At 70.4% G+C, this 22,432-nt stretch carries 24 protein-coding genes, 1 rRNA gene and 1 pseudogene; 12 read left to right on the top strand and 14 right to left on the bottom strand.

What is annotated here, in order from left to right; genetic code table 11:
• Together rrf and PV682_RS42565 are read left to right on the top strand one after the other, a co-directional pair.
• A 5S ribosomal RNA gene (rrf, locus tag PV682_RS42570) occupies positions 1–96 on the top strand; the annotation flags it as partial.
• 71 nt (positions 97–167) lie between these two features.
• Entirely contained in the window at positions 168–728 is a 561-nt protein-coding gene (locus PV682_RS42565) for a GNAT family N-acetyltransferase (RefSeq protein ID WP_319738081.1), read from the top strand.
• Here the strand turns inward: PV682_RS42565 and PV682_RS42560 are convergent.
• From PV682_RS42560 to PV682_RS42530, 7 genes are all read right to left on the bottom strand, one after another.
• The gene (locus PV682_RS42560) at positions 717–2,414 is read right to left on the bottom strand and encodes a type IV secretory system conjugative DNA transfer family protein (RefSeq protein WP_319738079.1); all 1,698 of its coding nucleotides are present in this window, start codon (positions 2,412–2,414) and stop codon (positions 717–719) included. The genes PV682_RS42565 and PV682_RS42560 overlap by 12 nt on opposite strands.
• A 3-nt stretch (positions 2,415–2,417) precedes the next feature.
• The gene (locus PV682_RS42555) at positions 2,418–3,836 is read right to left on the bottom strand and encodes an ATP-binding protein (protein ID WP_187748783.1); all 1,419 of its coding nucleotides are present in this window, start codon (positions 3,834–3,836) and stop codon (positions 2,418–2,420) included.
• Between the two features lie 6 nt (positions 3,837–3,842).
• Positions 3,843–5,402: an SCO6880 family protein gene (locus PV682_RS42550; RefSeq protein WP_319738076.1), complete on the bottom strand. Its 1,560-nt coding sequence runs from the start codon at positions 5,400–5,402 to the stop codon at positions 3,843–3,845.
• Complete coding sequence (locus tag PV682_RS42545; protein ID WP_319738073.1) at positions 5,399–6,739, bottom strand: hypothetical protein; 1,341 nt, start codon at positions 6,737–6,739, stop codon at positions 5,399–5,401. The genes PV682_RS42550 and PV682_RS42545 overlap by 4 nt, the downstream gene beginning before the upstream one ends.
• Positions 6,729–7,559 (bottom strand): hypothetical protein, encoded by an 831-nt coding sequence (locus tag PV682_RS42540; protein ID WP_319738071.1) that lies wholly within the window; start codon positions 7,557–7,559, stop codon positions 6,729–6,731. The genes PV682_RS42545 and PV682_RS42540 overlap by 11 nt, the downstream gene beginning before the upstream one ends.
• A gap of 159 nt (positions 7,560–7,718) precedes the next feature.
• A complete protein-coding gene (locus tag PV682_RS42535) occupies positions 7,719–8,027 on the bottom strand; it encodes a hypothetical protein (protein ID WP_010355696.1) in 309 nt (102 codons plus the stop codon).
• A gap of 319 nt (positions 8,028–8,346) precedes the next feature.
• Positions 8,347–9,669: a S53 family peptidase gene (locus PV682_RS42530; protein ID WP_319738068.1), complete on the bottom strand. Its 1,323-nt coding sequence runs from the start codon at positions 9,667–9,669 to the stop codon at positions 8,347–8,349.
• A gap of 213 nt (positions 9,670–9,882) precedes the next feature.
• Between PV682_RS42530 and PV682_RS42525 the strand changes: the two genes are divergently transcribed.
• Positions 9,883–10,722: a class I SAM-dependent methyltransferase gene (locus PV682_RS42525; RefSeq protein ID WP_319738066.1), complete on the top strand. Its 840-nt coding sequence runs from the start codon at positions 9,883–9,885 to the stop codon at positions 10,720–10,722.
• Here the strand turns inward: PV682_RS42525 and PV682_RS42520 are convergent.
• On the bottom strand, positions 10,709–11,320 hold the full coding sequence (locus PV682_RS42520; protein WP_319738063.1) for a TetR/AcrR family transcriptional regulator: 612 nt from the start codon (positions 11,318–11,320) through the stop codon (positions 10,709–10,711). The two genes, PV682_RS42525 and PV682_RS42520, sit on opposite strands and share 14 nt — an antisense overlap.
• 64 nt (positions 11,321–11,384) lie before the next feature.
• Between PV682_RS42520 and PV682_RS42515 the strand changes: the two genes are divergently transcribed.
• From PV682_RS42515 to PV682_RS42500, 4 genes are all read left to right on the top strand, one after another.
• Positions 11,385–12,302, top strand: coding sequence for an oxidoreductase (locus PV682_RS42515; protein WP_319738062.1), 918 nt, complete (start codon positions 11,385–11,387; stop codon positions 12,300–12,302).
• Between the two features lie 74 nt (positions 12,303–12,376).
• Positions 12,377–13,156 (top strand): trypsin-like serine peptidase, encoded by a 780-nt coding sequence (locus tag PV682_RS42510; protein ID WP_319738061.1) that lies wholly within the window; start codon positions 12,377–12,379, stop codon positions 13,154–13,156.
• A 345-nt stretch (positions 13,157–13,501) separates the two neighbouring features.
• Positions 13,502–14,509 (top strand): C40 family peptidase, encoded by a 1,008-nt coding sequence (locus PV682_RS42505; protein WP_319738059.1) that lies wholly within the window; start codon positions 13,502–13,504, stop codon positions 14,507–14,509.
• A gap of 152 nt (positions 14,510–14,661) precedes the next feature.
• Positions 14,662–15,354 (top strand): phosphatase PAP2 family protein, encoded by a 693-nt coding sequence (locus PV682_RS42500; protein WP_319738058.1) that lies wholly within the window; start codon positions 14,662–14,664, stop codon positions 15,352–15,354.
• A 60-nt stretch (positions 15,355–15,414) separates the two neighbouring features.
• Here PV682_RS42500 and PV682_RS42495 read toward each other — a convergent pair whose 3' ends face one another.
• Both PV682_RS42495 and PV682_RS42490 read right to left on the bottom strand, forming a co-directional pair.
• Entirely contained in the window at positions 15,415–16,941 is a 1,527-nt protein-coding gene (locus PV682_RS42495) for an FAD-binding oxidoreductase (protein ID WP_319738082.1), read from the bottom strand.
• 115 nt (positions 16,942–17,056) lie between these two features.
• Positions 17,057–17,221, bottom strand: a complete 165-nt coding sequence (locus tag PV682_RS42490) for a hypothetical protein (protein WP_319738057.1) — start codon at positions 17,219–17,221, stop codon at positions 17,057–17,059.
• 121 nt (positions 17,222–17,342) lie between these two features.
• On the opposite strand from PV682_RS42490, the gene PV682_RS42485 reads away from it, so the two are divergent.
• Positions 17,343–18,167: a hypothetical protein gene (locus tag PV682_RS42485; protein WP_319738054.1), complete on the top strand. Its 825-nt coding sequence runs from the start codon at positions 17,343–17,345 to the stop codon at positions 18,165–18,167.
• Positions 18,168–18,183: 16 nt separating this feature from the next.
• Here the strand turns inward: PV682_RS42485 and PV682_RS42480 are convergent, their stop codons facing one another.
• Complete coding sequence (locus PV682_RS42480; protein WP_319738052.1) at positions 18,184–19,002, bottom strand: hypothetical protein; 819 nt, start codon at positions 19,000–19,002, stop codon at positions 18,184–18,186.
• Between the two features lie 199 nt (positions 19,003–19,201).
• Between PV682_RS42480 and PV682_RS42475 the strand changes: the two genes are divergently transcribed.
• A complete protein-coding gene (locus PV682_RS42475; RefSeq protein WP_319738051.1) occupies positions 19,202–19,390 on the top strand; it encodes a hypothetical protein in 189 nt (62 codons plus the stop codon).
• Positions 19,391–19,442: 52 nt separating this feature from the next.
• Here the strand turns inward: PV682_RS42475 and PV682_RS42470 are convergent, their stop codons facing one another.
• Positions 19,443–19,790: a metal-sensitive transcriptional regulator gene (locus PV682_RS42470; protein ID WP_319738050.1), complete on the bottom strand. Its 348-nt coding sequence runs from the start codon at positions 19,788–19,790 to the stop codon at positions 19,443–19,445.
• Positions 19,791–19,983: 193 nt separating this feature from the next.
• Between PV682_RS42470 and PV682_RS42465 the strand changes: the two genes are divergently transcribed.
• From PV682_RS42465 to PV682_RS42455, 3 genes and pseudogenes are all read left to right on the top strand, one after another.
• Positions 19,984–20,604 (top strand): DUF47 domain-containing protein, encoded by a 621-nt coding sequence (locus tag PV682_RS42465; protein WP_055721076.1) that lies wholly within the window; start codon positions 19,984–19,986, stop codon positions 20,602–20,604.
• 6 nt (positions 20,605–20,610) lie between these two features.
• On the top strand, positions 20,611–21,609 hold the full coding sequence (locus PV682_RS42460) for an inorganic phosphate transporter (protein WP_319738049.1): 999 nt from the start codon (positions 20,611–20,613) through the stop codon (positions 21,607–21,609).
• Between the two features lie 8 nt (positions 21,610–21,617).
• Positions 21,618–21,873 (top strand): annotated as a pseudogene (locus PV682_RS42455) (VOC family protein).
• Positions 21,874–22,043: 170 nt separating this feature from the next.
• Here the strand turns inward: PV682_RS42455 and PV682_RS42450 are convergent.
• Both PV682_RS42450 and PV682_RS42445 read right to left on the bottom strand, forming a co-directional pair.
• Positions 22,044–22,235: a hypothetical protein gene (locus PV682_RS42450; RefSeq protein WP_319738046.1), complete on the bottom strand. Its 192-nt coding sequence runs from the start codon at positions 22,233–22,235 to the stop codon at positions 22,044–22,046.
• Entirely contained in the window at positions 22,222–22,431 is a 210-nt protein-coding gene (locus PV682_RS42445) for a hypothetical protein (protein ID WP_319738044.1), read from the bottom strand. Before PV682_RS42445 ends, PV682_RS42450 begins: the two co-directional genes overlap by 14 nt.
• Between the last annotated feature and the right edge of the window lies 1 nt (position 22,432).

The raw sequence follows: 22,432 nt of genomic DNA, 5'->3' as shown, positions 1-22,432 counted from the left end.
GAAACGCCCGGTTACATTCCGAACCCGGAAGCTAAGCCTTACAGCGCCGATGGTACTGCAGGGGGGACCCTGTGGGAGAGTAGGACGCCGCCGAACAATTATTGTGGGGAGCCCCCGCACCGTTAATGGTGCGGGGGTTTTCTGCGTTTACGGCTACCGTGACCTGCATGAACGAATTCGATGTACGCCCCATACACGCCGACGAGTGGCCCGCGATGCGGGAGTTCCGGCTCGCCGCCCTCCAGGACCCCGCCGCGCCGCTCGCCTTCTTCGAGACGTACGACAGCGCTGTGAAGCTGCCCGACTCCTTCTGGCAGGAGCGGGCCGAAGGGTGTGCTGATGGGGCTGCCGGGGCTCGGCAGTTCGTCGCCGTGGGGGCGGACGGGGTGTGGGTCGGGGGGCTTGCCGTGCTCGTCGAGGAGGCCGGTGGGGTCGACTGGGCCGGGTTGCCCGTCGAGCAGCGGCAGGGGCAGGTCGTGGGCGTGTATGTGCGGCCCGCCGTGCGTGGGGGCGGGGTTGTGGTCGGCGCGCTCTTCCGGGCCGCCCTGGAGTGGGCCTGGGGGATCGGGCTGGACCGTGTGCGGTTGCTCGTGCACCGGGAGAACTCGCGGGCGGTTGCCGCGTACGAGCGGATCGGGTTCGTACCCACCGGGGTCGTCGTACCCATCGAAGGCCACGACGGTGAGAACGAGCTGGAGTTCGTCTACCCGCGGCCCTCAGAACGGTAGGGGGCTGTCCGGCCAGCGGGACTTCGCCTGTTCCTCCGAGCGGACCAGGGCCAGGGTGGGGAGGCCCTGTGCTTCTCCTGTTCGGAGGAGGTCCGGGAGCGTTGGGATCGGGGCCGTGGCCGCGACGTCGTCCAGGATCAGGGTCAGTGGTGGGTCGAGGCGACCGGAGGATGACCGTTCGGCCATGCGCCGGCCGCGCTCGACCACGCTTGCGACGAGAGCCGTGAGCAGCGGCATCGCGCCGGGGTTCGTGCGGGGGTCCTCGATCGAGTCGCCCACTACATAGAGCGTGCCCGTCTCGTGGATGAAGGAATCCAGGGTGACGGCGTCTGTTCTGTTTGGTGTGCAGGCTTCTCTGATGTTCACCGTCGACAGGGACGCGAGGGTTCTCGTCGTCAGCTCCTGGGCGATGTCCCTGCGCTCCGGGTGGGCCGTCAGGGCCGCTTCCAGTTCGCCTGCTGCTCCTGGGGCCGCCTTCGGGTGCGTACGCAGTGTCTTCACCGCTTCCTGGACGTGTGTGCCCTGGCTCCAGCGGTGTACGTGTCTGATCGTTCGGCCTTCCAGCGCTGCTGCGTGCAGGTAGCTGCGGAGGAGGGTGTGGGCCGTGTCCGCGATTGCCTGGTCGATCTTCGCGGTGGGGCGGGTGGGGGCGAGGAGGGCTGTCGCCCTCGCGATCGCCGTCTCCTTGTTCTCGCAGCCCGTCATGGGGGGCCAGTGGAGGCGGGACGGGGTGTCGCAGAGGTGGGTGGGGTCGTACAGGAGGGTGGGGCCGAGTTTTGCCCTCGCGTCCTTGGTGGTGTGCCAGAGGGCGGGGTTCGAGGTGAGGACGAGGGCGGGGCCGGGGGCGTCCTGGAGGGCCTGGGTGGCGATGTGGAGGCGGGAGTCCCGGGGGGCGGCCTGGAGGAGCGGTGCGGGTCCGGTGGGGGCTGGGGTGGGGGGCGTTTCGCTCGCCCGCGCTGGCGGGGTGCCGCTGCGCCCACCCGTGCCGCCCCTAGCGGCACGACTGCCCGCAGCTGGGTGGGCGGGGTCGAGCGGGTGCGGGCCGGTGGGGGGCGGCTGGCTGGCCGCAGTTGGGTGGGTGGGGTGGAGTGGGTGCGGGTTCGTTGGGGCTGGGGGCGGGGTTTCCCGCGTCCCTGAGGTTCGTGGGGGGTTCTGTGAGGTAGCGGGTGACTGCGGCTTGGTGGGCGGCCTCTCGCCCGTGCCGCCCTCGCCGCCCTCCGCCAGGGGCGGAAATGCCCAACTGTCGTTGTTCGGTTCGGGTTTGGTCAGGGGTGGCTTGGAGGGCCCTGTGGCCGCCGCTTTCCCCCGCGCCGCCAGCCGGTTCTCCCGTTTCCTCGCCCGGACCATCCTCCACCGAGCCCACGTCCCGAGGCCGAAGAAGGTCAGGGTCAGCAGGATCATCAGCAGGCCGATGAAGAGGCCCCAGAAGAGGCCGTACCCCGAGAGGTCGTCCGGCGGTGTGTCGGGCCAGGCGCCGGCGAGGTCGTCGGGGTGGGAGATGAGGTGGCGTAGGGCGAGGGGCGTACGCATGAAGGTCAGGCCGGCGGGCCAGGAGCCGTGGGACAGCAGGGCGGAGAGGCCGGTTGCTGTCCACGTCAGGACCGTCACCACCAGCAGCAGTGCCAGTGTCCCGAGGAGCAGGCTGTCCGGGACGCCGCCTTGTTGTCTGGGGCGAGGGTTCGGCATGGGTCACGCCACCGTGGATTCCGTGCCGTCGAGGTCGGCCATGTGCTGTTCCATGAAGGCCGCGGCCCGTTGTTCCGCCTCCAGTTCGGCGGCGCGCAACGCGTCGTCCGCGGCGTCGGAGGAGGATTCCGTCATCGCGCGGTCCGTGAAGACGAGGGGGCGTTCCGTCTCGGTGACGAGGTGTTTGACCACCTGCACGTTCCCGTTGACGTCCCATACCGCGATGCCCGGCGTGAGGGTCGGGATGATTTCGACCGCCCACCGTGGCAACCCCAGCACCCGCCCGGTGGCTCGCGCTTCGTCCGCCTTCTGGGCGTAGATCGTCCGTGTCGAGGCCATCTTCAGGATCGCCGCGGCCTCCTTGGCCGCCGCCCCGTCCACGACGTCGGACAGGTGGTGGACGACGGCCACGAAGGACAGCCCGAGGCGCCGCCCGAACTTCAGCAGGCGTTGGAACAGCTGGGCCACGAAGGGGCTGTTGATGATGTGCCACGCCTCTTCGACGAGGAAGATGCGCTTCTTGCGGTCGGGGCGGATCCAGGTGTGTTCGAGCCAGACGCCGACGATCGCCATGAGGATCGGCATGGCGATGGAGTTGCGGTCGATGTGGGAGAGGTCGAAGACGATGAGCGGGGCGTCGAGGTCGATGCCGACGGTCGTGGGGCCGTCGAACATGCCCCTCAAGTCGCCGTCCACCAAACGGTCCAGGACCAGCGCGACGTCGAGTCCCCAGGCCCGTACGTCGTCTATGGCGACGTTCATAGCCTCGGCCGACTCCGGTTCGGGGTGGCGGAGTTGCTCGACGATGTCGGAGAGGACCGGCTGGCGTTCGACGATCGTCTCGTTGACGTACGCGTGCGCGACCTTGAGCGCGAAGCCGGAGCGTTCGTCGAGGCCGTGGCCCATGGCGACCTCGATGATCGTGCGCAGCAGGGCCAGTTGGCCTGTTGTGGTGATCGCCGGGTCGAGGGGGTTGAGGCGGATGCCGTCGTCGAGGGCGGCCATCGCGTCGAGGCGGATGGGAGTTATCCCCAGCTCGCGGGCGATGAGGTTCCATTCGCCCGCCCCGTCCTCGCCCTGGGCGTCCAGGACGACGACTTGGCGGTCCTTGAAGCGCAACTGGCGCAGGACGTACGTCTTTTCGAGGGCGGACTTGCCGTTGCCGGATTCGCCGAGGACGAGCCAGTGGGGGGCCGGGAGCTGCTGGCCGTAGAGCTGGAAGGGGTCGTAGATGTAGCCCTTGCCGGAGTACACCTCGCGGCCGATGATGACGCCGGAGTCGCCGAGCCCCGGTGCGGCGGTGGGGAGATAGACCGCCTGGGCCTGGCCGGTGGAGGTGCGGACCGGGAGGCGGGTCGTCTCGACCTTGCCGAAGAGGAAGGCGGTGAAGGCGTCGGTGAGGAGGGAGAGAGGGTCCCGCATCTGGGCCTACCTCCGGATGCCGGTGGCGAAGGGGAGGGTGTTGACGAAGGCTCGGTGGTGCTCGCGGTCGCACCACTCCAGCTTCAGGTACGACTTTCCGGCCGAGGCCCTTATCGTCCGCTTGTCGCGGTTGAGGGCTTCGGGGGAGCGGGAGGAGACCGTGATGTAGCCGACCAGGTTGACGCCGGCCGCGCCGCTCGCGAGGTCCTCGCCGCGCTGGTCCAGGCGGGAGTTCGCGGCGACGTCACGCGGGTCGAGGGTGCGGTTCATCTTGGCCTGGCGGGACGCCTCGGCCTCGTCGTTGGTCTTCTCCGTCAGCATGCGTTCGATGGCGACCTCGGTGGGTTCGAGGTCCATCGTCACGGCGACCGTGCGGATCACGTCCGGGGTGTGGACGAGCAGGGGCGCGAGGAAGTTGACGCCGACCGGGGTCATCGGCCACTCCTTGATCCACGCCGTGGAGTGGCACCAGGGCGCGCGGGTCGAGGACTCGCGGGTCTTGGCCTGGAGGTACGTCGGCTCCATGGCGTCGAGCTCGGCCGGCCAGGCGTTGCGCTTGGTCATCGCCTGGATGTGGTCGATGGGGTGGTCGGGGTCGTACATGGAGTGGATGAGCGACGACAGGCGGCCCTGGCCGAGGGGCTGGCGGACGCGGATGTCGGCCTCCTGGAGGCGCGAGCAGATGTCGGTCAGCTCACGTGCCATGACGACGGCGAGCCCGGCGTCCCGGTCCACCTTGCGGCCCGCCTGGGGGCGTGCGGCGCGGGCCATCGCGTGGGCCTCGGCGGCGAGTTCACGGCTGTACTGCATGCAGGCGACGAGGTACGCGCGGTGCTGTTCGCTGCTCGTGGAGACCATCGACTGGAGCTGGTCGTACGAGGACTGGAGCCACGGCAGGGCCTTGTCGTCGCCGCGCTGGGCGACGTCCTTGGCGTGTGCGTCGGGGTCGGCGGGGAGGGTGCGGGCGAGCATCTGGATGCGGGTGACGAAGCCGTCGCCGTTGGCCACGTGCTTGAGCAGGGTGCCGAAACGGTCCACCAGGGCTTCCTGGTCCTCGCTGTCGCGCAGGCCGACGCCGGGGCCCTCGATCTCGATCGCGGCCGTCACCGTACGGCGGTCGGCGTGCAGGAGGACGGCGATCTCGTCGGGGCCGAAGGGCGCGGACAGCCAGGTGATGCGGCCGATGCCGGGGGGCGGGCCGATCTCGACCTCGCGGCCGTCGAGCGAGATGCCGGCCTCCATCGCCGAGCTGCGGTACGCGGTGCCCTTGCGCAGGCTGCGCTTGTAACTGCGGTTGATCTCGAACCACTTGTAGAACGTGCGGTGCTTGTACGGCACGTAGACCGCCATCAGGGCGATCAGCGGGAAGCCGGTGAGCAGCACGATCCGCAGGGCGAGCACGGGGACGAGCAGACCGCACATCATGCCGAGGAAGGCGCCCGTGATGATGAGGGCGATCTCTCCGGTCTCGCGGTTCTTGCCGACGATCGCGTTCGGCCGGGCCCGGCCGATCAGATACGTACGGCGGGGCGCGATCGGGTGCGACACGTGGGACTCGGTCGTCAACGCCCTTCACCTCCCGTGCGGTTGTTGCTGGCGTGCGGGGTGTTGAGGGGGCTGCCGGTGCGCGGGGCGGGTGCGGCGGCTGCGCCCCCTCCGCCGCCGTTCGCGGGGCGCGAGCCGTGCGCGGCGATGCCGCCGGAGCCGGGGTTGGCGGGGCGGGGTGTGCTGCTGGACGACGAATTCCCGCCGCCGCCACCGTCGTTGGCGCGGGTGCTGTGCGTCTTGATGCCCTGCGCGACGAGGGTCGCCGGGGACGAGATGACGGCCGCGGCCTTGCTCTCGGCGCCCTGCATGATGCGGTTGTTGCGGGACGCGGCGATCTCGTCGCCGAAGCCGGGGACGAAGCGGTAGATCATCGCGCTGGCGAAGATGGCCAGCAGGATGATCGCGAGCCCCGAGACGATCGCCGAGAACGAGTCGGGGCCGTCGTCCCCGGAGAGGGCTCCGGCGAGGCCGAGCACGATCACGATCACCGGTTTCACCATGATCACGGCGATCATGACGCCGGCCCAGCGGCGGACGTGGCCCCAGAGGTTCTTGTCCACGAGACCGGCGTACACGACCGTGCCGAGCAGCGCGCCGACGTACAGCAGGGCCGTACGGATGACCAGTTCGAGCCAGAGGATGCCCGCGGCGAGGACCGAGACGAGGGAGACCACGATCAGCATGATCGGGCCGCCGCCGATGTTCTCGCCCTTGGCGAGGGCGGTGGAGAACGTGCCGAAGAACGTGTCCGTCTGGTCGCCGGTCGCCTTGGCGAGGACGTCCGTGATGCCGTCGGTCGCGGAGACGACGGTGTAGAGGATCAGCGGCGTGAACGCGGAGGCGAGGACCGTCAGCCACAGGAACCCGACGGCCTCGGAGATCGCGGTGCCGAGGGGGACGCCGCGCACCGCGCGTTTGGCGACGGCCAGCAGCCACAGGACGAGGGTCAGGACCGTCGACGCGGCGAAGACGACCGCGTACTGCTGGAGGAACTTCTCGTTGGTGAAGTCGACGTTGGCGGTCTCCTTCACGGCCTCGCTGAGCTTCTTGACGGTCCAGGAGGCGGCGTCGGCGCAGCCCTTGGCGAGGGAGGAGAGGGGGTCGAGGGTGTCGGAGACGCCGGGGGTGGTGGTGTTGTTGGTGCCGCCGCCGGTGCCGCGCTCGCAGATCTCCTTGGCGTCGCCGACGATGTTCCGGCACTGGTCGTTGGAGGGCGTCGGCGTCGGCGTCGGCGTCGGGGTGGGCGTCGGTGTCGGCGCGGCGAAGGCTCTGGCGGAGAGCAGGACGGCCGTGGTCTGTACGGCGGCGAGGACTCCGGCGAGCCGGAGCGCGGGCCTGCCGGGCTTACCGGGCATACGTGAACCCTCCGTACTCCTCGATGGCCTTGCTGATCTCGTCGGAGCCGGCGGCCCGGTTGTCGCCGGGGACCGGGGCGGGCCCGGAGACGCTGTTCTGGGAGGCGACCTTCCAGTCGCCGTCCGTCCACCGGAGCTGGAACGTCCAGGTGCTCCACGAGGAACTGACGGGGTTCGTCGAGGTCGTGCCGGACATTCCGTTGAGCCCCATGTACCAGACGGCGACGGTGGCCGCGGTGTCGGTGTAGGCGGTGACCGTCGTGCCGATGGGGACGGTGCGGGAGACGAAGGTGCTGCCCCGGGGGGCGTCGCCGTTCGCGTCGAGGCCGGCGTTCGCGAGGAAGCCGGTGTTGTACGCCTTGTCGAACTCCGGGATGAGCCGTGCGGCCTCGGCCGGGGTGTAGAGGGTGTTCACGAGCTCGTCGCGGCTCGCCTTCTTGAACATGGCCGTGGAGCCGAGCGCGACCGCGTAGTTGGCGGCGGCCGACTGAACGCCCTGGCTGGTGCGCGCGTATCCCGTAGGGATGGTTCCCGTCTTGGTCTGCACCGGCTTCGTGCCGGTCGCCGCCGTCGACTCCGCCTGCGGCTTCGTGCCGGACGCGCCGCCGGAGCCGCCGGTGGCGTCCGATCCGTCGCCGTTGCCCCGGTTCGCGAACGCGATCGCCGAGATCAGGACGACGACGACCGCGACGACCGTGACGAGGCTGCGGGAGGAGGAGCGGGCGGGCCGGCGCGCGGGCTCGGTTTCGGGGTAGCGGGTGCGGGTACCCGCGTAGCCACCGGTGGAGGTGTCGTGGCCGGGCTCGTCGGCGGGACTCATGCGGCGTGCGCCCCCTCTGCGTCGTATGCGGCGTGGGCGTCGTGGGAGAACGCGGTGCGGTACGACGGTAGCCGTGCTGGTTGCCGCGCGGGCGCGGTGTGGTGACTCGACATCAGGGGGACGCAACCTCAGCCGGGAGGGGGAGGGAAGGGGGAGGGGCTAGACGGCCATGCCGTACACGATCGTGAACAGCGTGCCGAGGGAGCCGATGATGAAGACTCCGGTGAGGCCCGCGATGATCAGCCCCTTGCCCTGTTCCGCGCTGAAGGTGTCCCGCAGGGCGGTGGCGCCGATACGTTGCTTCGCGGCGCCCCAGACGGCGATGCCGAGGCAGATGAGGATCGCGAAGGCCATCACGACCTGGATCATCGTCTTGGCCTCGGTACCCAGGCTGCCGAAGGGGCCCCAGTCCGGAGCGATCCCGCCGATGATGGTGTTGATGTCGCCCTTGTCGGCTGCGAAGAGCATGTAAGTCACCGCCCCTGGTGGGTAGTTCCGTTCGTGGCCCGCTGCCGTGCGCAGGGGTCGGGAGTCATTGTCACCGACAATGCCGCCTGGGTATGTCGACTTGGCGGCATTGACGGGTGGGATTCGTATGAATGGTTCGTATCGTCACTCTGTGTATCACGGCAGGTCACGCCGGGCAATGAGGTGAGCGCGGAACCGTGGGGTGTGGTTCTGCGGAACCTGTCGGCGCCTCTGTCGTTGAGACACTTTCCCGATGCTCTCACGCTCGTAACACGAACGGGCCACGGCTCGAAAGCCGTGGCCCGTTGTCGACGGCCGGTCAGCCGGTGAAGGCGGCCAGTCCCTGCGGGGTTCCCCAGCCCGTCGGGCCGTCGTAGCCGGAGCCCGCGGTGCACAGGTAGCTCGCGCCGGCGGAGCAGGTGCCGTTCGAGCCGCTGGTGACGTCGTTCAGCGCGGAGGTGCCGGCCGCGCCGTAGATGTACGACGCCGGGTAGTCGCCGCTGCCGGGGGTGCCGGCGAGGGCGTAGACGGCCGCGATGATCGGGGCCGAGGCGGAGGTGCCGCCGAAGGTGTACCAGCCGGCGGTGACGCCGTACGAGTCGTACACCGCGACGCCCGTCGCCGGGTCCGCGACGGCCGAGGTGTCGGCGATCGCGCGCTTCGAGCAGCCCGTGTCGGTCTGCCAGGACGGCTTCGCGTCGTACGCGGAGCAGCCGGAGCCGGTGCCCTCGGTGGACGACGTGTTCCACACGGACTCGGTCCAGCCGCGGGTGTTCGACGCGGTCTTGAGGGCCGTGCCGCCCACCGCGGTCACGTACTTCGACGCGGCCGGGTACTCGGCGCCGTAGCCCTCGTCGCCGGCGGAGACGGTGATCGCGACGCCGGGGTGGTTGAAGTAGGAGGAGTCGTACGAGGTGTCGCTCGACGACTCCGAGCCGCCGTAGCTGTTGGAGACGAACTTGGCGCCCAGCTTGACGGCTTCGTTCACGGCGGTGCCGAGGTTGGTCATGCTGGAGGAACTCGCCTCCACCAGGAGGATGTTGGCGTTCGGGGCGATGGCCGAGGCCATGTCCAGGTCCAGGGAGATCTCCTGGGCCCAGCCGCTGTCCGCCGTCGGCAGCGAGGTGGTCGAGCCGGTCTGGGAGACCTTCTTGAAGCAGCCGTTGGCCGTCGTGCAGGCGCTCAGGCCGTAGTTCGCGCGGTACTTGGCGAGGTCGGCCTCCGCGTTGGGGTCGTCGTACGCGTCGACGATCGCGATCGTCTCGCCGGAGCCGTTGTTCGCCGCCGCGCTCGTGAGGCCGTACGCGTCCTGGAGGTCGCTCGGGCCGAAGCCGGTCGGGGTGGCGCTGGCCGCCTTCGGGGTGAGCGCCGCGCCCCTGTGCGACTTCGCCGCCTTCTCCTTCGAGAACGCGGTCACGCCGCCCGTCACGCGGAAGGAGTTGCACGTCAGGTCGCCCGCGTGCTTCGGGGTCGAGCAGGGGGTCGCCGTCCAGGTGACGGGGGAACTCGCCGCCGGGGTCGCCGCGTTCGCGTGGGCCGCTGTGCCGAGGCCCGCGAGGAGGAGGGCGGCGGTACCGAAGGCCGCGCCGCCTGTGCGGCGCCATCTGCCGGATGTGGCAGGGGTGTTGTCGGTCGTACGCAAGGTACTGCCTCCTGGAGGTGGGGTGTTCAGGGGCGGTGCGGGTGACGTGGGGGTGTGGGCGGCGGCCCGGCGACGACTGTGACTTGTTGGGTACGCGACAAACAAGACAGGTGGCGGAATCCTGACTTCCGCGTTACTGAACGGGGTTCAGGGATTGCCCTGGGATGGTGGGGGCTTGACCGGGGAAACGCGGGCGTTACGAAAGGGGCAAGGGTGAGTGCTGAAGCGCAGGAGGCGTTTCTGCGGGGCTTTCACGCCGGGCGGCCCGGTGTGACAGGGGAGGCGTTCGCCCGGGGGCGGGGGCCCGACGGGCGGTCCAGCTACGAGCTGCTGCGGGACCGGGTGTCCGGCGCCCGGCGCGTGCTCGACCTCGGCTGCGGGGACGGGGTCCTGCTGGAGCTGCTCCGCTCCCCGGGCCGCCGGCTCGCCGGGATCGACCTGTCACCGGAGGCGGTTCGGCTCGCCCGCGCGCGGGGGTTCGACGTCGAGGTGGGGCGCGCTCAGGAACTTCCCTTCCCCGACGGGGAGTTCGATGCCGTCGTCTCCCACATGGCCTTCATGCTCATGGCCGACGTGGAGACCGTCGCGGCCGAGGCGGCCCGTGTGCTGGCGCCCGGCGGGGTGTTCGCCTGCGTGATCGGGGGCGGAGCGGTGGGCGGGGAGGCCTACGAGCGGTTCGTCCAGGTGCTGCGGAGGTTGCCGGCCGGGGGGATTCCGGCGCTCGGGGATCGCCGGGTGCGGGACCGGGAGGGGGTGGAGGCGGTGCTGTGCGGGGCCGGCTTCGGGGAGGTGACCTGGGAGAGCGTCGCCATCGACATCGGGGGGAGCCTGGCGGAGGTCTGGGAGTCGCTGGCGGGGGTCTACGACCTGGGGCCGTTGAGCGCGGGCCAGGTCGAGGGGGTGCGGCGGGAGTTTCTGGGGGCTGTGGGGGATCTGGTGGGGGAGGACGGGCGGGTGCCTTGTGGGTTCGTGGTGCGGGTGGTGGGGGCGCGGGTGGTGGAGGGCGGGGGCGCGGGTGGAGGGGGTGTCGGGCTGGCTTCTACCTCGGTCTGAGGCCCTCCAGTAGGAGGTGGATGTGGGTGTTCAGGTGGGCCAGGACTTCCTCCGCCGGGTATGCGCCCGCTGCGACCAGGGCCGCGAGGCCGTGGAGGGATGCGGCTGTCAGGAGCATGATGCTGGCCAGGTCCGCTTCGAGGAGTTCGCCGGTGGACTTCGCGTCGGTGACGAGGGTGAGGAATGTGGCGAGGGAGCGGTCGACGGCGCCGGTGAACTGGGCCGCCGAGTCCGGTTCGTGTTTGCGGGTGTACATGAGCTCCAGGAGCTCGGGGTGGTCGATGGCGAAGGTGAGGTAGGCGCGGGCGAGGGAGGTGAGGCGGGGTTCCAGGGGGAGCGTCGGGTCGTTCGCCGTTTCCATCGCCGTGTTGAGGCGGTCGTAGCCGTCCAGGGCCAGCGCGTCGAGGAGGGCCTGTTTGTCCTTGAAGTGGCGGCTGGGGGCCGCGTGGCTCACGCCGGCCGTGCGGGCCAGTTCGCGGAGGGAGAGGGCGGCGGCGCCCTTCTCGCGCAGGGTGCGTTCGGCGCTGCGCAGGAGCGTGGAGCGGAGGTCTCCGTGGTGGTAGGGGCGGTTCCCGGACGACGCGGACATGACCGTCATCGTAGCGCGGAACCCGTTCCATGTTGTCGTTGCCATCATTGTTGGCGGCGTCTACATTGGGTGCATGACCGACACCGAGCAGAGCAAGTGGAACGTGGACCGTATGCCGGACCTCTCCGGCCGTACCGTCGTCGTCACCGGCGCCAACAGCGGCATCGGACTCACCGCGTCGCGAGCCCTCGCGGGCGCCGGCGCGCACGTCGTCCTCGCCGTGCGGGACGTCGAGAAGGGGCGGGCCGCCGCGGCAGAGCTGAACGGCAGCACCGAGGTCCGCCGCCTCGACCTCGCCGACCTCGGCTCCGTACGGGACTTCGCGCGCGACTGGGACGCCCGCCCGCTGCACGTCCTCGTCAACAACGCGGGCGTCATGATGGTCCCCGAGGGCCGCACGGCGGACGGCTTCGAGACGCAGTTCGGCACGAACCACCTGGGCCACTTCGCGCTGACCAACCTCCTCCTGCCGTACGTCGAGGACCGCGTCGTCACCCTCTCCTCCGGCGCGCACCGGGCGGGCCGCATCGCCTTCGACGACGTCAACCTCACGTCCGGCTACACCCCCGTCCGCGCCTACGCCCAGTCGAAGCTGGCGAACCTCCTGTTCACCCTGGAGCTCCAGCGCCGCCTGACCGCCGCGAACTCCCCCGTCCGCGCCCTCGCCGCGCACCCCGGCTGGTCCGCCACGAACCTCCAGAGCCACCACGGCAACCCGGTGATGCGCGGCGTCATGGCCGTCGGCAACCGCCTCTTCGCCCAGTCCGACCGGGCGGGCGCCCTCCCCACCCTGTACGCCGCGACCCAGGACCTGCCCGGCGCGAGCTACGTCGGCCCCGACGGCCTCGGCGAGCTGCGGGGCGCCCCGACGCTGGTCGGGCGGACGGGCGCGGCGAGCGACGCGCAGGCCGCGCGGCGGCTGTGGACGCTGTCGGAGGAGCTGACCGGCGTCGGGTTCCCGGTGGGGGCCGGGGTGCCGGGCGACGCGTGAGCAGCCTGCCGTCGGTAGCCGTTCGACAGCTCGGGTTGATGTTTTTCTCACCTTGATGGTCCAGAGTGGCCCCGATGAACCGCACCCGCCCCCAGGGGAACCGAAGGTTCGCGCTGCTCGGCGCGACGGTGTTGATGGCCGGGAGTTGTGTCCTGGCGTCGGCGGCTGTCGCCGATGACGGGGGCGGGCCGCTGGGGGTGACGGTGGTGGCGCAGGGCGAGGCCGCCGCGGCTGCGGCGCGGGTGGGGGCGCTGTTCTACGCGGACGACGTGGGGAAGCCGGAGGGGGAGCACTTCTGTACGGCGTCCGTGGTGGAGAGCGAGGCGCGGGACCTGATCGTGACCGCCGCCCACTGCTTCGGCGGGGACGACGGCTCCGGGTTCGTGTTCGTGCCGGGGTACAAGGACGGCAAGGCGCCCTACGGGATCTGGAAGGTGCGCAAGAGCTTCCTGCCCGCCGGGTGGGCCAAGGAGCAGAGCGAGGACAGCGACATCGCCTTCGCCGCCCTCGCCCCCGACGCCGGGCACAGGAACATCGAGGACGTCGTCGGGGGCAACCTCTTCGCCCCCCGGACCGCGACCGGCGCCTCGCCCGTGACCGTCACCGGCTATCCGGACACCTCCGAGCGGGCGATCACCTGCACCAACCGGCCGGCCGCGCACAGCCGTACGCAGCAGCGCATCGAGTGCCCCCGGTTCAGCGCGGGGACCAGCGGCAGCCCCTGGGTGAACGGGCACCACGAGGTCGTCGGCGTGCTCGGCGGGCACGAGCAGGGCGGGGACACGGACGACGTGTCGTACAGCGTCGTGCTGGGCGCGGAGGCGGCGGCTCTGTACGAGGAGGCGCAGCGGTGACGGGCGTACGATCGTGTGCCGTATCGCGTGTCCTGAACGCTGGATAGAGAAGGTCTTGTCCCCCACGCCCCGCCTTCGTACGACCGCCCTCCGCACCCCTCTTCCGCGCCGTGTCCCCGGCAGATCCTGGGACCGGCAGGATGCCGCCGTGAAGCCGGACGCGGGCCCTGTCCCCGACGTCCGCTGCCGCCGCTGCGGTGTCCCGCACGAGGCCGACGAACCCTGTGGCGGCCGGGATTAGAACGCCCTCGCGATGGACAGTCTGTGACCGGGGCGGACTTACCCGTGCGCGGCGGGTCGCCGCCGTAGACTGACGCGCGGTGACTCCCGGCCGGCGAGGGGCGGTTGACGGTGCGTAAGGCGTGGATCTGGGTGACCGTGGTCGCCGGGGCCGGGCTCGCGTTCGTCATGGTGCTCGTCGTCGGGGTGTACCTGGTCGCCGGGAACATGGCGAACGGGGTCGGCGGCGGGGCCAAGGCGCTCGCCAAGGGGTCCGTGCCGGCCGCTTATTCCGCGCTCGTGCAGAAGTGGGGCAACATGTGCCCCGCGATCAATCCCGCGCTGCTCGCCGCGCAGTTGTACCAGGAGAGCGGATTCAATCCCCGGGCGCAGAGCCCCGCCGCCGCGCAGGGAATCGCGCAATTCATTCCGGGCACCTGGGCGACGCACGGTGTCGACGGGAACGGGGACGGCAGGAAGGACGTCTGGGATCCCGCCGACGCCATTCCGTCCGCCGCCGCGTACGACTGCGAGCTCGCGAAATACGTCAAGGACGTGCCCGGGAACGCCACGCACAACATGCTCGCCGCCTACAACGCGGGCGCGTACGCGGTCATCAAGTACGGGGGCGTACCCCCGTACAGCGAGACCCGGAATTACGTGAAGACCATCACCACCCTCGAAGAGAGTTTCGCGGCGCCGGTCGGGCGGGTGTCGCCGTCCGAGCAGGCCGCCGGGGCGATCAATTACGCGCAGAACAAACTCGGCACGCCTTATCTGTGGGGCGGCGACGGGACCGCGGCGGACGGCGGGCGGTTCGACTGCTCGGGGCTGACGAAGGCGGCGTACGAAAGCGTCGGCATCGAACTGCCGCGCGTCGCCAACGACCAGTACAACGCCGGGCCGCACCCCGCGCGGGACGAACTCCTCCCCGGTGACCTGGTGTTCTTCTCCGACGACCTCACGAACTCGCGGGCCATCCGGCACGTCGGGATCTACGTCGGGGGCGGGTACATGATCGACGCGCCCCGTACGGGGGCCGTCATCCGGTTCGACCCGATCGACACCCCCGACTACTTCGGGGCGACCCGGGTCACCGCGGATGGCGCGAAAGCGCTGCCGACGAATGTCTGAAAACGGGTGAGGGTTCCTTAAATCCGGCCCTGCGGAGAGTTGGCGCGTCTCCCTTCGATAACGTCTCAGTGATCATTCAGTGGAGACAGGAACGTTGTAAGCGGGGCCGTGCGTTCCTGTTGAGACAACCACGACGAAGGGGCCGCAGTACCATGGCTGGACTCGCCGATTCCGGATCCAACCCCGATGTCGAGCTGTTGTACGACATCAATGGCCTCGCCAAGGACGCACCGCACTGGGTCGACGAAATCGTCGGGTTCGTCGGTGAATACGGGCTCTTGTTCGCGATGGTTCTGCTCATCGTCTGGTGCTGGCTGACCGTACGGCGCCGTGCCGCGTCCGGCGAGGAGGCGGCGGCCTCCGTCGCCGCGCTGGTCTGGGCGCCGCTCGCGGCCGGTGTCGCCGTCCTGGTCAACGTCCCGATCCGGGGCTTCGTCGAGCGGCCCCGGCCGTTCAACGACCACCAGGGGCTCGAAGTCCTCGTCTCCGGCAAGACGGACTTCTCGTTCGTCAGCGACCACGCGACCATCACGATGGCCATGGGCGTCGCCCTGTTCGTCGCGAACCGCCGCTTCGGGGTGTGGGGGCTGGTCCTGGGGCTCCTCGAAGGGTTCTGCCGCGTCTACATGGGCGTCCACTACCCGACCGACGTCATCGGCGGCTTCGCCCTGGGCACGGCCGTCGCGCTGCTCCTCTCCCCGCTGGCCTCGATCATGCTGACGCCGGTCCTCAAGGCGATCGAGCGGTCGCCGCGGGTGGGGTGGCTGGTGCGGAGCCGCGCCGCTCGGGTTGCCTTCGTGCCGGGGGCGCGGACGGAGGTCGGGGAGCGGGACCTGGCCGCTTGAGCGAGGAAGAAGCAGGGAAAAGGAGGGGCACCCGATCCGGGCGCCCCTCCTTTTCGCTGTTCAGATGCCCTGCGGGTACGTGAAGAACTTCGCCGGGTCGTACTTCTGCTTCACCTTCGCCAGCTTCGGCGCCGCGTCCCCGTAGTACGCCTTCCGCCAGTCCGTCAGCGTCGGGTCCGTGTAGTTCTGGTACGCCGCGCCCGACGCGTACGGCCGCATCGCCTTGTGGGCCGCGTTCAGCCAGGACTGTGCCGCTGTGCCCGGCGTACCGGACTTCCACGACGCGATGTACTGGGCCAGGAAGCGGGAGCGGCGGTGGACGAACGCCGTCGCCGTGGGGGAGACGCGGTTCACCGCGCCGCCCAGCGCGGTGAGGGCGATGCTGCCCGCGCCGCCCTGGACCGCCCGCATCTGCTTCAGGAGGGTCTGGACGCCCGCCTCCGGCAGGGACCTGTCGTAGAAGTCCGAGCGGGCCGTGTACGTCTCGCGGCCCAGCTTGCCGCCCGGGTCGCGGCCGGGGAGGGTGCCGGGGCGGTGGCAGCTGGCCGCTTTGGTGTACGAGGAGCAGCCGGCGTATCCCTCCATCGCCTGCGCGTACGAACGGCGGCGCAGCGAGACCGACTTGGGGGCGCCCGCCTTGGCGGTGAGGCGGTCGATCGCGTTCTGGAGTTCGCCGTACGTGCCGAGGGAGAACGCGGCGAGGGAGACGCTGGGGGTGCCGCCGGGGGAGTTGGAGAAGCTGAGGGCGGACCAGATCTCGTCCGGCTGGGCCGGGCCCCACTCCTGCCAGGCGCGCAGGACCGCCGCCGCCCTCGACCAGGACCAGGTGACGTAGCCGGTGACCGCCTGCGGGGCCGCGTGGGTCTTGAACTGGAGTTCCGTGACCACGCCGAAGTTGCCGTTGCCCGCGCCGCGCAGGGCCCAGAAGAGGTCGGGGTTGTCCTTCGCGTTCGCGGTGAGCTGCTTGCCGTCGGCCGTGACGATCGTGGCCTGCGTGAGGCTGTCGCAGGTCAGGCCGTACGCGCGGGAGACGACGCCGTGGCCGCCGCCGAGGACCAGGCCGGAGACGCCGACGGACGGGCAGGAGCCGGCGGGGATCGTGACGCCCTTCGCGAGCAGGGCCCGGTACACGTCGATCAGCTTCGACCCGGCGCCGACGACCGCCGTACCCCCGCCGACGCGGACGCGGTTCAGCTTGGACACGTCGACGATCAGGCGGCCGTCGCCGGACGACCAGCCCGCGTACGAGTGGCCGCCGTTGCGGATCGCGACCTTCAGCTTCTGGGCGCGGGCGAACGCCAGCGTCGTACGGATGTCCTCGGTGTGCGCGACGTACGCGACCGCCGTGGGCTTCAGGGTGTCGAAGCGCGTGTTGTACAGCTGGCGGGCCGCTGCCCACTGGGCCTCGCCGGGGCGGACGAGGAGGCCGTCGAGGTCGCTCGCGAGGGCCTTCCAGTCGGTGGGGGCGCCGGTCAGCGAGGTGTAGGCGAACGAGGGGGTGGGGCTGCCGGTCGTCGTGGACCGGCAGCCGGTCGCCGCCGCCGCGGTCAGTGCGGCTGCGCCGCCGATGAACATGCGCCGTTCCATGGTGTCGCCCTCCGTCGCGGCTCTGTGCCTGTCCAACGCGGCTTTGTGCCTGTCGAACGCTTGGTGCCTGTCGAACGAGACGAGTTCCCGGAACGAGGGGTTCCCCGGCCTGGGCTCAGCCTTTCGCGTGCGTCTCCGCGTCCGTCCGCGCCAGGCTTCTCGCCCGCCGCGCGGGCCCGCGCCAGCCGCAGGTGCAGCGGGCGAAGCAGAAGCGGCCCTGGTCGACGGTGCTGGCGAGATGGTCGCCGGAGGGGGTGCGGGTGCCGTCCGGTTGCGTCACGTACTCCACGGTACCCACCGCCGGTAAAGGGTTCTCCAGGCGCGGGTGAGCGTGACGGTGGTACGTGCGGATCGTTGAACAGGGCCACAACGGGGGCCCGCGATCTGGGGGTAGGCAGGAGATGAAGGACCGTCGGGGCGGTGTGGTGGCCGTCGCGGGGCTGGTGGCCGGAGTCGTGGCCGGGGCCACGGGGTGCGTGAGCAGTGGCGCGGCGGCGGAGGACGCGCCCGCCGGGGACCCGGTCGGGACCCTGCACCGGGCCGCCGACACCCTGCTCGCGGCGGGCAGCTCCCGCGCGCAGACGTCCATGGAGATGGCGACCGGCGGGACGCGCGTCACGATCCGGGGGGAGGGGGTGTACGACTACCGGCGGCAGCTCGGTCAGCTGAAGGTCGTCCTCCCGCAGGACCCGTCCGGGGTCAGCGAGCACCGGCCGATCACCGAACTCCTCGCGCCGGGTGCGCTGTTCATGAAGAACCGGGGCGCCGGGGTGCCCGCCGACAAATGGGTACGCGTCGACACCGCGACCCTCTCCGACGGCAACCTCGTCACCGGCGGGGCCACCGATCCGTTCGCCGCCGCCGAACTGCTGCGGGGGGTGCGGGCCGCGTCCTACGTCGGGCGCGGCGATGTCGCCGGGGTCGGGGTCCGGCACTACCGGGGCACCGCCGACCTCGCGCTCGCCGCGCGCGGCGCGACGCCCGGCAACCGGGCCTCCCTCGCCGCCGCGGCCGAGGGGTTCGCCACCGCCGAGGTCCCCTTCGACGTGTACCTCGACGACCAGGGCCGCATCCGGAAAGTCCGGCACCGGTTCAGCTTCGTCAACAGCGGGCGGGCGGGGGTGGTGGCTGTGGCGTCCACCGTGCTGCTGTACGACTTCGGGGCGCCGGCTGTCGTGCGGTTGCCGGAGTCGCGGGACATCTACGCGGGGACGATCGCGGAGTGAACGGTCACCGTCACCGTCACTGGACGAGGTCGGTGTGGTGGGTGGGGTGCTTCGGGCAGACGTAGAGCTGTAGGTGGTTGGCGTCGATGACCGTGACGCCGGGTGGGTTCGCGTCGGCTTCCGGGGCCTGGTCCTCGTACGGGATCCAGGTTCTGTTGTCCGGGTGCCATTCGTGCGAGGCGATCGTCAGCAGCGGGGTCATCCTTGTGCCGCAGTGGACGCAGAAGCGGGGGACCGGGTCGGTGAGGCCCCATCTCGTCCAGCCGCCGACCTTCCAGCCCGGAGCTGTGGACAGCTCGTCCGTGTAGACCTCCTCCCCGGGCTCCTCCGCGATCGCCCGCCGCAGCTCCTCGGTCAGCTCCAGGATGTGCGGGTACTCGGTGACCCGCTCCGGCGCGAGCACACACGGCTCCGGGACGTACCAGGTGGTCGGATCGGACGGCTGGGGCGGGGCGGTGAGGATCTGGGTGACGTCGGCGGCCGTCCGCCAGAACACGTACGTCGTCGGCTTGTAGTCCGGGGCGTGCTCCTCGGACGGGCACCACAGGATCTGGAGCAGGTCCGTCTTCCCGGGCGCCGTCAGCTGCGGTACGTCGCGGACGTACAGCTGGGCCACCGGGATCATCGGTTGCCTCGCGCCCTCGTGCCACTTCTCGCAGTGCGGCCACTGGTGACGCGTCGGCCACAGCAGCGGGCCGCCGACCGAGCTGTCGTGCACCGTCGGGGAGCCGGGGCGGGGGTGCAGGCGGGTGGCCGTGCGGGCGAGGGGGGTCAGGGCGGGGACGAGGGTGGTGATGTCGAGGGGGCGTGGTGGGGTGGTGCGGGCGGTGGGCATGGGGGCGATGCTGCCAGCGGGGTCTGACATCGGGGCGGGGCGCCCGGTTCGGCCGCGTACTCGTGTGAGCAGAGAGGGCTGTGGCGGATTCGGTCGTCGGGTGGGCAAGAACTAGCCCGTCCGTGCCATGCGCCGTGCGTGGGCCGCTGCCTACTCTAGGAAGCCGGGTTCGGCGTCAGCAGGGACGAGGTGAGGTGCGGTGGCTCCGGGGGGCGGGACGGCGGTGCAGGACCACGTGGCCCTCGCCGAGATCGAGCTGTGCGGGGAGCTGATGATCGCGGCGTCCTCGGCGGCCGGGGAGCGGCTCAGCCTGGACTCGATCGACGAGGTGCTGAGGGTGGTGCGGGTGCGGGACGACGGGATGCCGGAGGGCGAGCCGCCCCGGTGACGATCGTCACGTACGCGGCGGGCCCCGTACACGGCAGGCCCGTACGCGGCCGTCACGTACGCATCATCCGCCCGATCGCCTTCGTCGCCTCCTCCACCTTCGCGTTGATCTCGTCGCCCCCCTTGAGCGCCGCGTCGGCGACGCAGTGGCGGAGGTGTTCCTCCAGGAGCTGGAGGGCGAAGGACTGGAGGGCCTTCGTGGACGCGGAGACCTGGGTGAGTATGTCGATGCAGTAGACGTCCTCGTCGACCATGCGTTGCAGGCCCCGGATCTGGCCCTCGATCCGGCGCAGCCGCTTGAGGTGTTCGTCCTTCTGCTTGTGGTACCCGTGCGTCGCGTGCGCCGTGTGCTCGACGGCGGTCTCCTCGGAGGGCGTTTCCTCGGCCTGCGTGGTCGTCATCGCGTCCTCCGGTTCGTCTTGTATACCCCTAGTGGGTATATCGTAGCCAAGTTTGCTGGGTATAGGGGTCTTGGTCCCACCCCGTGCTGGTCACTGTGCCTGATGGGCGACACTGGGGACGGCCCCTTAGCCCTGACCGGATGATGCGCTTAGCATCAGCCTGACCGAAACCGATGCATACCGAGGACCCCACGTGCGCTTTCGTCTGACCCCCAGGGAGACGAGCTTCTACGACATGTTCGCCGCGTCCGCGGACAACATTGTCACCGGCTCGAAACTCCTGATGGAACTGCTCGGGGCGGACACCGCCGGCCGGGCCGAGATCGCAGAGCGTATGCGGGCCGCGGAACACGCCGGTGACGATGCCACGCACGCGATCTTCCACCAGCTGAACTCCTCGTTCATCACGCCGTTCGACCGCGAGGACATCTACAACCTCGCGTCCTGCCTCGACGACATCATGGACTTCATGGAGGAGGCCGTCGACCTCGTCGTCCTCTACAACGTCGAGGAACTCCCCAAGGGCGTCGAGCAGCAGATCGAGGTGCTGGCGCGGGCCGCGGACCTCACGGCCGAGGCGATGCCGAACCTGCGGACGATGGAGAACCTCACCGAGTACTGGATCGAGGTCAACCGGCTGGAGAACCAGGCGGACCAGATCCACCGCAAACTGCTGGCCCACCTCTTCAACGGCAAGTACGACGCCATCGAGGTGCTGAAGCTGAAGCAGATCGTCGACGTCCTCGAAGAGGCCGCCGACGCGTTCGAGCATGTGGCGAACACGGTGGAGACCATCGCCGTCAAGGAGTCCTGAGCCGTCGTGGACACCTTCGCCCTGGTCGTGACCGTCCTGGTCGCGCTCTTCTTCACGTACACCAACGGCTTCCACGACTCCGCCAACGCGATCGCCACGTCCGTCTCCACCCGCGCGCTCACGCCGCGCGCCGCGCTCGCGATGGCCGCCGTGATGAACCTCGCGGGCGCGTTCCTCGGCTCCGGGGTCGCCAAGACCGTCAGCGAAGGGATCATCCAGACGCCCGAGGGGTCGAAGGGGATGGGGATCCTCTTCGCCGCGCTCGTCGGCGCGATCGTCTGGAACCTCATCACCTGGTACTTCGGGCTGCCCTCCTCGTCCTCGCACGCCCTGTTCGGCGGCATGGTCGGCGCCGCGCTCGCCGGGGGGACCACCGTCTACTGGCACGGGGTCCTGGAGAAGATCGTCATCCCGATGTTCCTCTCGCCGGTCATCGGGCTCGTCGTCGGCTACCTCGTCATGACCGCGATCCTGTGGATCTTCCGGCGCGCCAACCCGCACAAGGCCAAGCGCGGCTTCCGCATCGCCCAGACCGTCTCCGCCGCGGGCATGGCCCTCGGCCACGGCCTCCAGGACGCCCAGAAGACCATGGGCATCGTCGTGATGGCCCTGGTCATCGCCGACGTCGAGGACGCCGGCGACCCGATCCCCGTCTGGGTCAAGATCGTGTGCGCGGTCATGCTGTCGCTGGGTACGTACGCGGGCGGCTGGCGCATCATGCGCACCCTCGGCCGCAAGATCATCGAGCTCGACCCCCCGCAGGGCTTCGCCGCCGAGACCACCGGCGCGTCGATCATGTTCATGTCCGCGTACCTCTTCAAGGCGCCCATCTCCACGACCCACGTCATCACCTCCGCGATCATGGGCGTCGGCGCGACGAAGCGCATCAACGCGGTGCGCTGGGGCGTCGCCAAGAACATCATCCTGGGGTGGTTCATCACGATGCCCGCGGCGGGGGTCGTGGCGGCGGTCGTGTACGGGGCTGTGAAGCTGGTGGCGTTGTAGGGAGTGCCGTGGTTTCCGTAGTACAGAACGTGGCGGTCGACTGCGCGGACGCGTACGCGCTGGCGCGGTTCTGGGGTCTGGTGACCGGGGGAACGGTGGAGGCCGAGCCCGGCGACCACGAGACCCAGGTCGTCCTCCCGACGGGCCTGGTCCTCTACTTCAGCCAGGTGCCCGAGCCGAAGCGGGGCAAGAACCGGCTCCACTCCGGAGGGGAACGAGTTCTGCGTGCTGCGCAGTGAATCGGACCGGGGGCTTTCCGGGTGACGTGGGGGGCACGTGCGCTTTGAGGAAGACCCCGCCCGTCGGTCTCGGGGGGAATGACGCAACGGGCGGGGTCGCTTGAGGGGGTCAGGTCGTGAAACGGGCGACGGCCCACGCCACGACGAGGGTCCACACGGCCGCGGCGAGAACCACCACGACGGTGCACACGGCCCTCATGCGAGTTCCAGCGTGGAGGGCCGCGCGTTCCACTCGATACCGCCGCGTTCGGGCCGTACCCATGCCATGGGAATCGGCTTGCGGTACGCGGGAAGCAGGTTCTCGTCCACGTCCTCGCAGATGGCCATGAGGACGCCGGTGCGTACGCCGTCCGTGACGGTCTTCCCGATGTGCTCAGCGGTCACCATGAGCCGCCTCCCGCTTGCAGTCGGGGCAGTTCTCGTAGGGGCAGGGGGGGAAGGTCGGCGTGGGGAGTTCGATCTCGCCGGTCTGGACGTTGCGGACACCGCCGTACTCGGTCCGCCAGTCCGTCAGCGGTGACGCGTCCGCCTCTTCCGTGCCGTCCAGGAGCCGGACGAGCTGAGGCTCACCGAGGGCGCTCACG

The sequence above is a fragment of the Streptomyces niveiscabiei genome (assembly GCF_033794345.1).
GTDB classification, from domain to species: domain Bacteria; phylum Actinomycetota; class Actinomycetes; order Streptomycetales; family Streptomycetaceae; genus Streptomyces; species Streptomyces niveiscabiei.
The sequence above is the reverse complement of the archived record's forward strand: the minus strand, read 5'-3'. Positions and strand labels throughout refer to the sequence as shown.

Excerpts from the sequence above, each read along its gene's own strand:
- PV682_RS42565 (WP_319738081.1), top strand. The coding sequence starts at position 168 with ATGAACGAATTCGATGTACGCCCCATACACGCCGACGAGTGGCCCGCG.
- PV682_RS42560 (WP_319738079.1), bottom strand. The coding sequence starts at position 2,414 with ATGCCGAACCCTCGCCCCAGACAACAAGGCGGCGTCCCGGACAGCCTG.
- PV682_RS42555 (WP_187748783.1), bottom strand. The coding sequence starts at position 3,836 with ATGCGGGACCCTCTCTCCCTCCTCACCGACGCCTTCACCGCCTTCCTC.
- PV682_RS42545 (WP_319738073.1), bottom strand. The coding sequence starts at position 6,739 with ATGCCCGGTAAGCCCGGCAGGCCCGCGCTCCGGCTCGCCGGAGTCCTC.
- PV682_RS42540 (WP_319738071.1), bottom strand. The coding sequence starts at position 7,559 with ATGAGTCCCGCCGACGAGCCCGGCCACGACACCTCCACCGGTGGCTAC.
- PV682_RS42535 (WP_010355696.1), bottom strand. The coding sequence starts at position 8,027 with ATGCTCTTCGCAGCCGACAAGGGCGACATCAACACCATCATCGGCGGG.
- PV682_RS42520 (WP_319738063.1), bottom strand. The coding sequence starts at position 11,320 with ATGACGGTCATGTCCGCGTCGTCCGGGAACCGCCCCTACCACCACGGA.
- PV682_RS42515 (WP_319738062.1), top strand. The coding sequence starts at position 11,385 with ATGACCGACACCGAGCAGAGCAAGTGGAACGTGGACCGTATGCCGGAC.
- PV682_RS42510 (WP_319738061.1), top strand. The coding sequence starts at position 12,377 with ATGAACCGCACCCGCCCCCAGGGGAACCGAAGGTTCGCGCTGCTCGGC.
- PV682_RS42500 (WP_319738058.1), top strand. The coding sequence starts at position 14,662 with ATGGCTGGACTCGCCGATTCCGGATCCAACCCCGATGTCGAGCTGTTG.
- PV682_RS42495 (WP_319738082.1), bottom strand. The coding sequence starts at position 16,941 with ATGGAACGGCGCATGTTCATCGGCGGCGCAGCCGCACTGACCGCGGCG.
- PV682_RS42485 (WP_319738054.1), top strand. The coding sequence starts at position 17,343 with ATGAAGGACCGTCGGGGCGGTGTGGTGGCCGTCGCGGGGCTGGTGGCC.
- PV682_RS42480 (WP_319738052.1), bottom strand. The coding sequence starts at position 19,002 with ATGCCCACCGCCCGCACCACCCCACCACGCCCCCTCGACATCACCACC.
- PV682_RS42470 (WP_319738050.1), bottom strand. The coding sequence starts at position 19,790 with ATGACGACCACGCAGGCCGAGGAAACGCCCTCCGAGGAGACCGCCGTC.
- PV682_RS42450 (WP_319738046.1), bottom strand. The coding sequence starts at position 22,235 with ATGGTGACCGCTGAGCACATCGGGAAGACCGTCACGGACGGCGTACGC.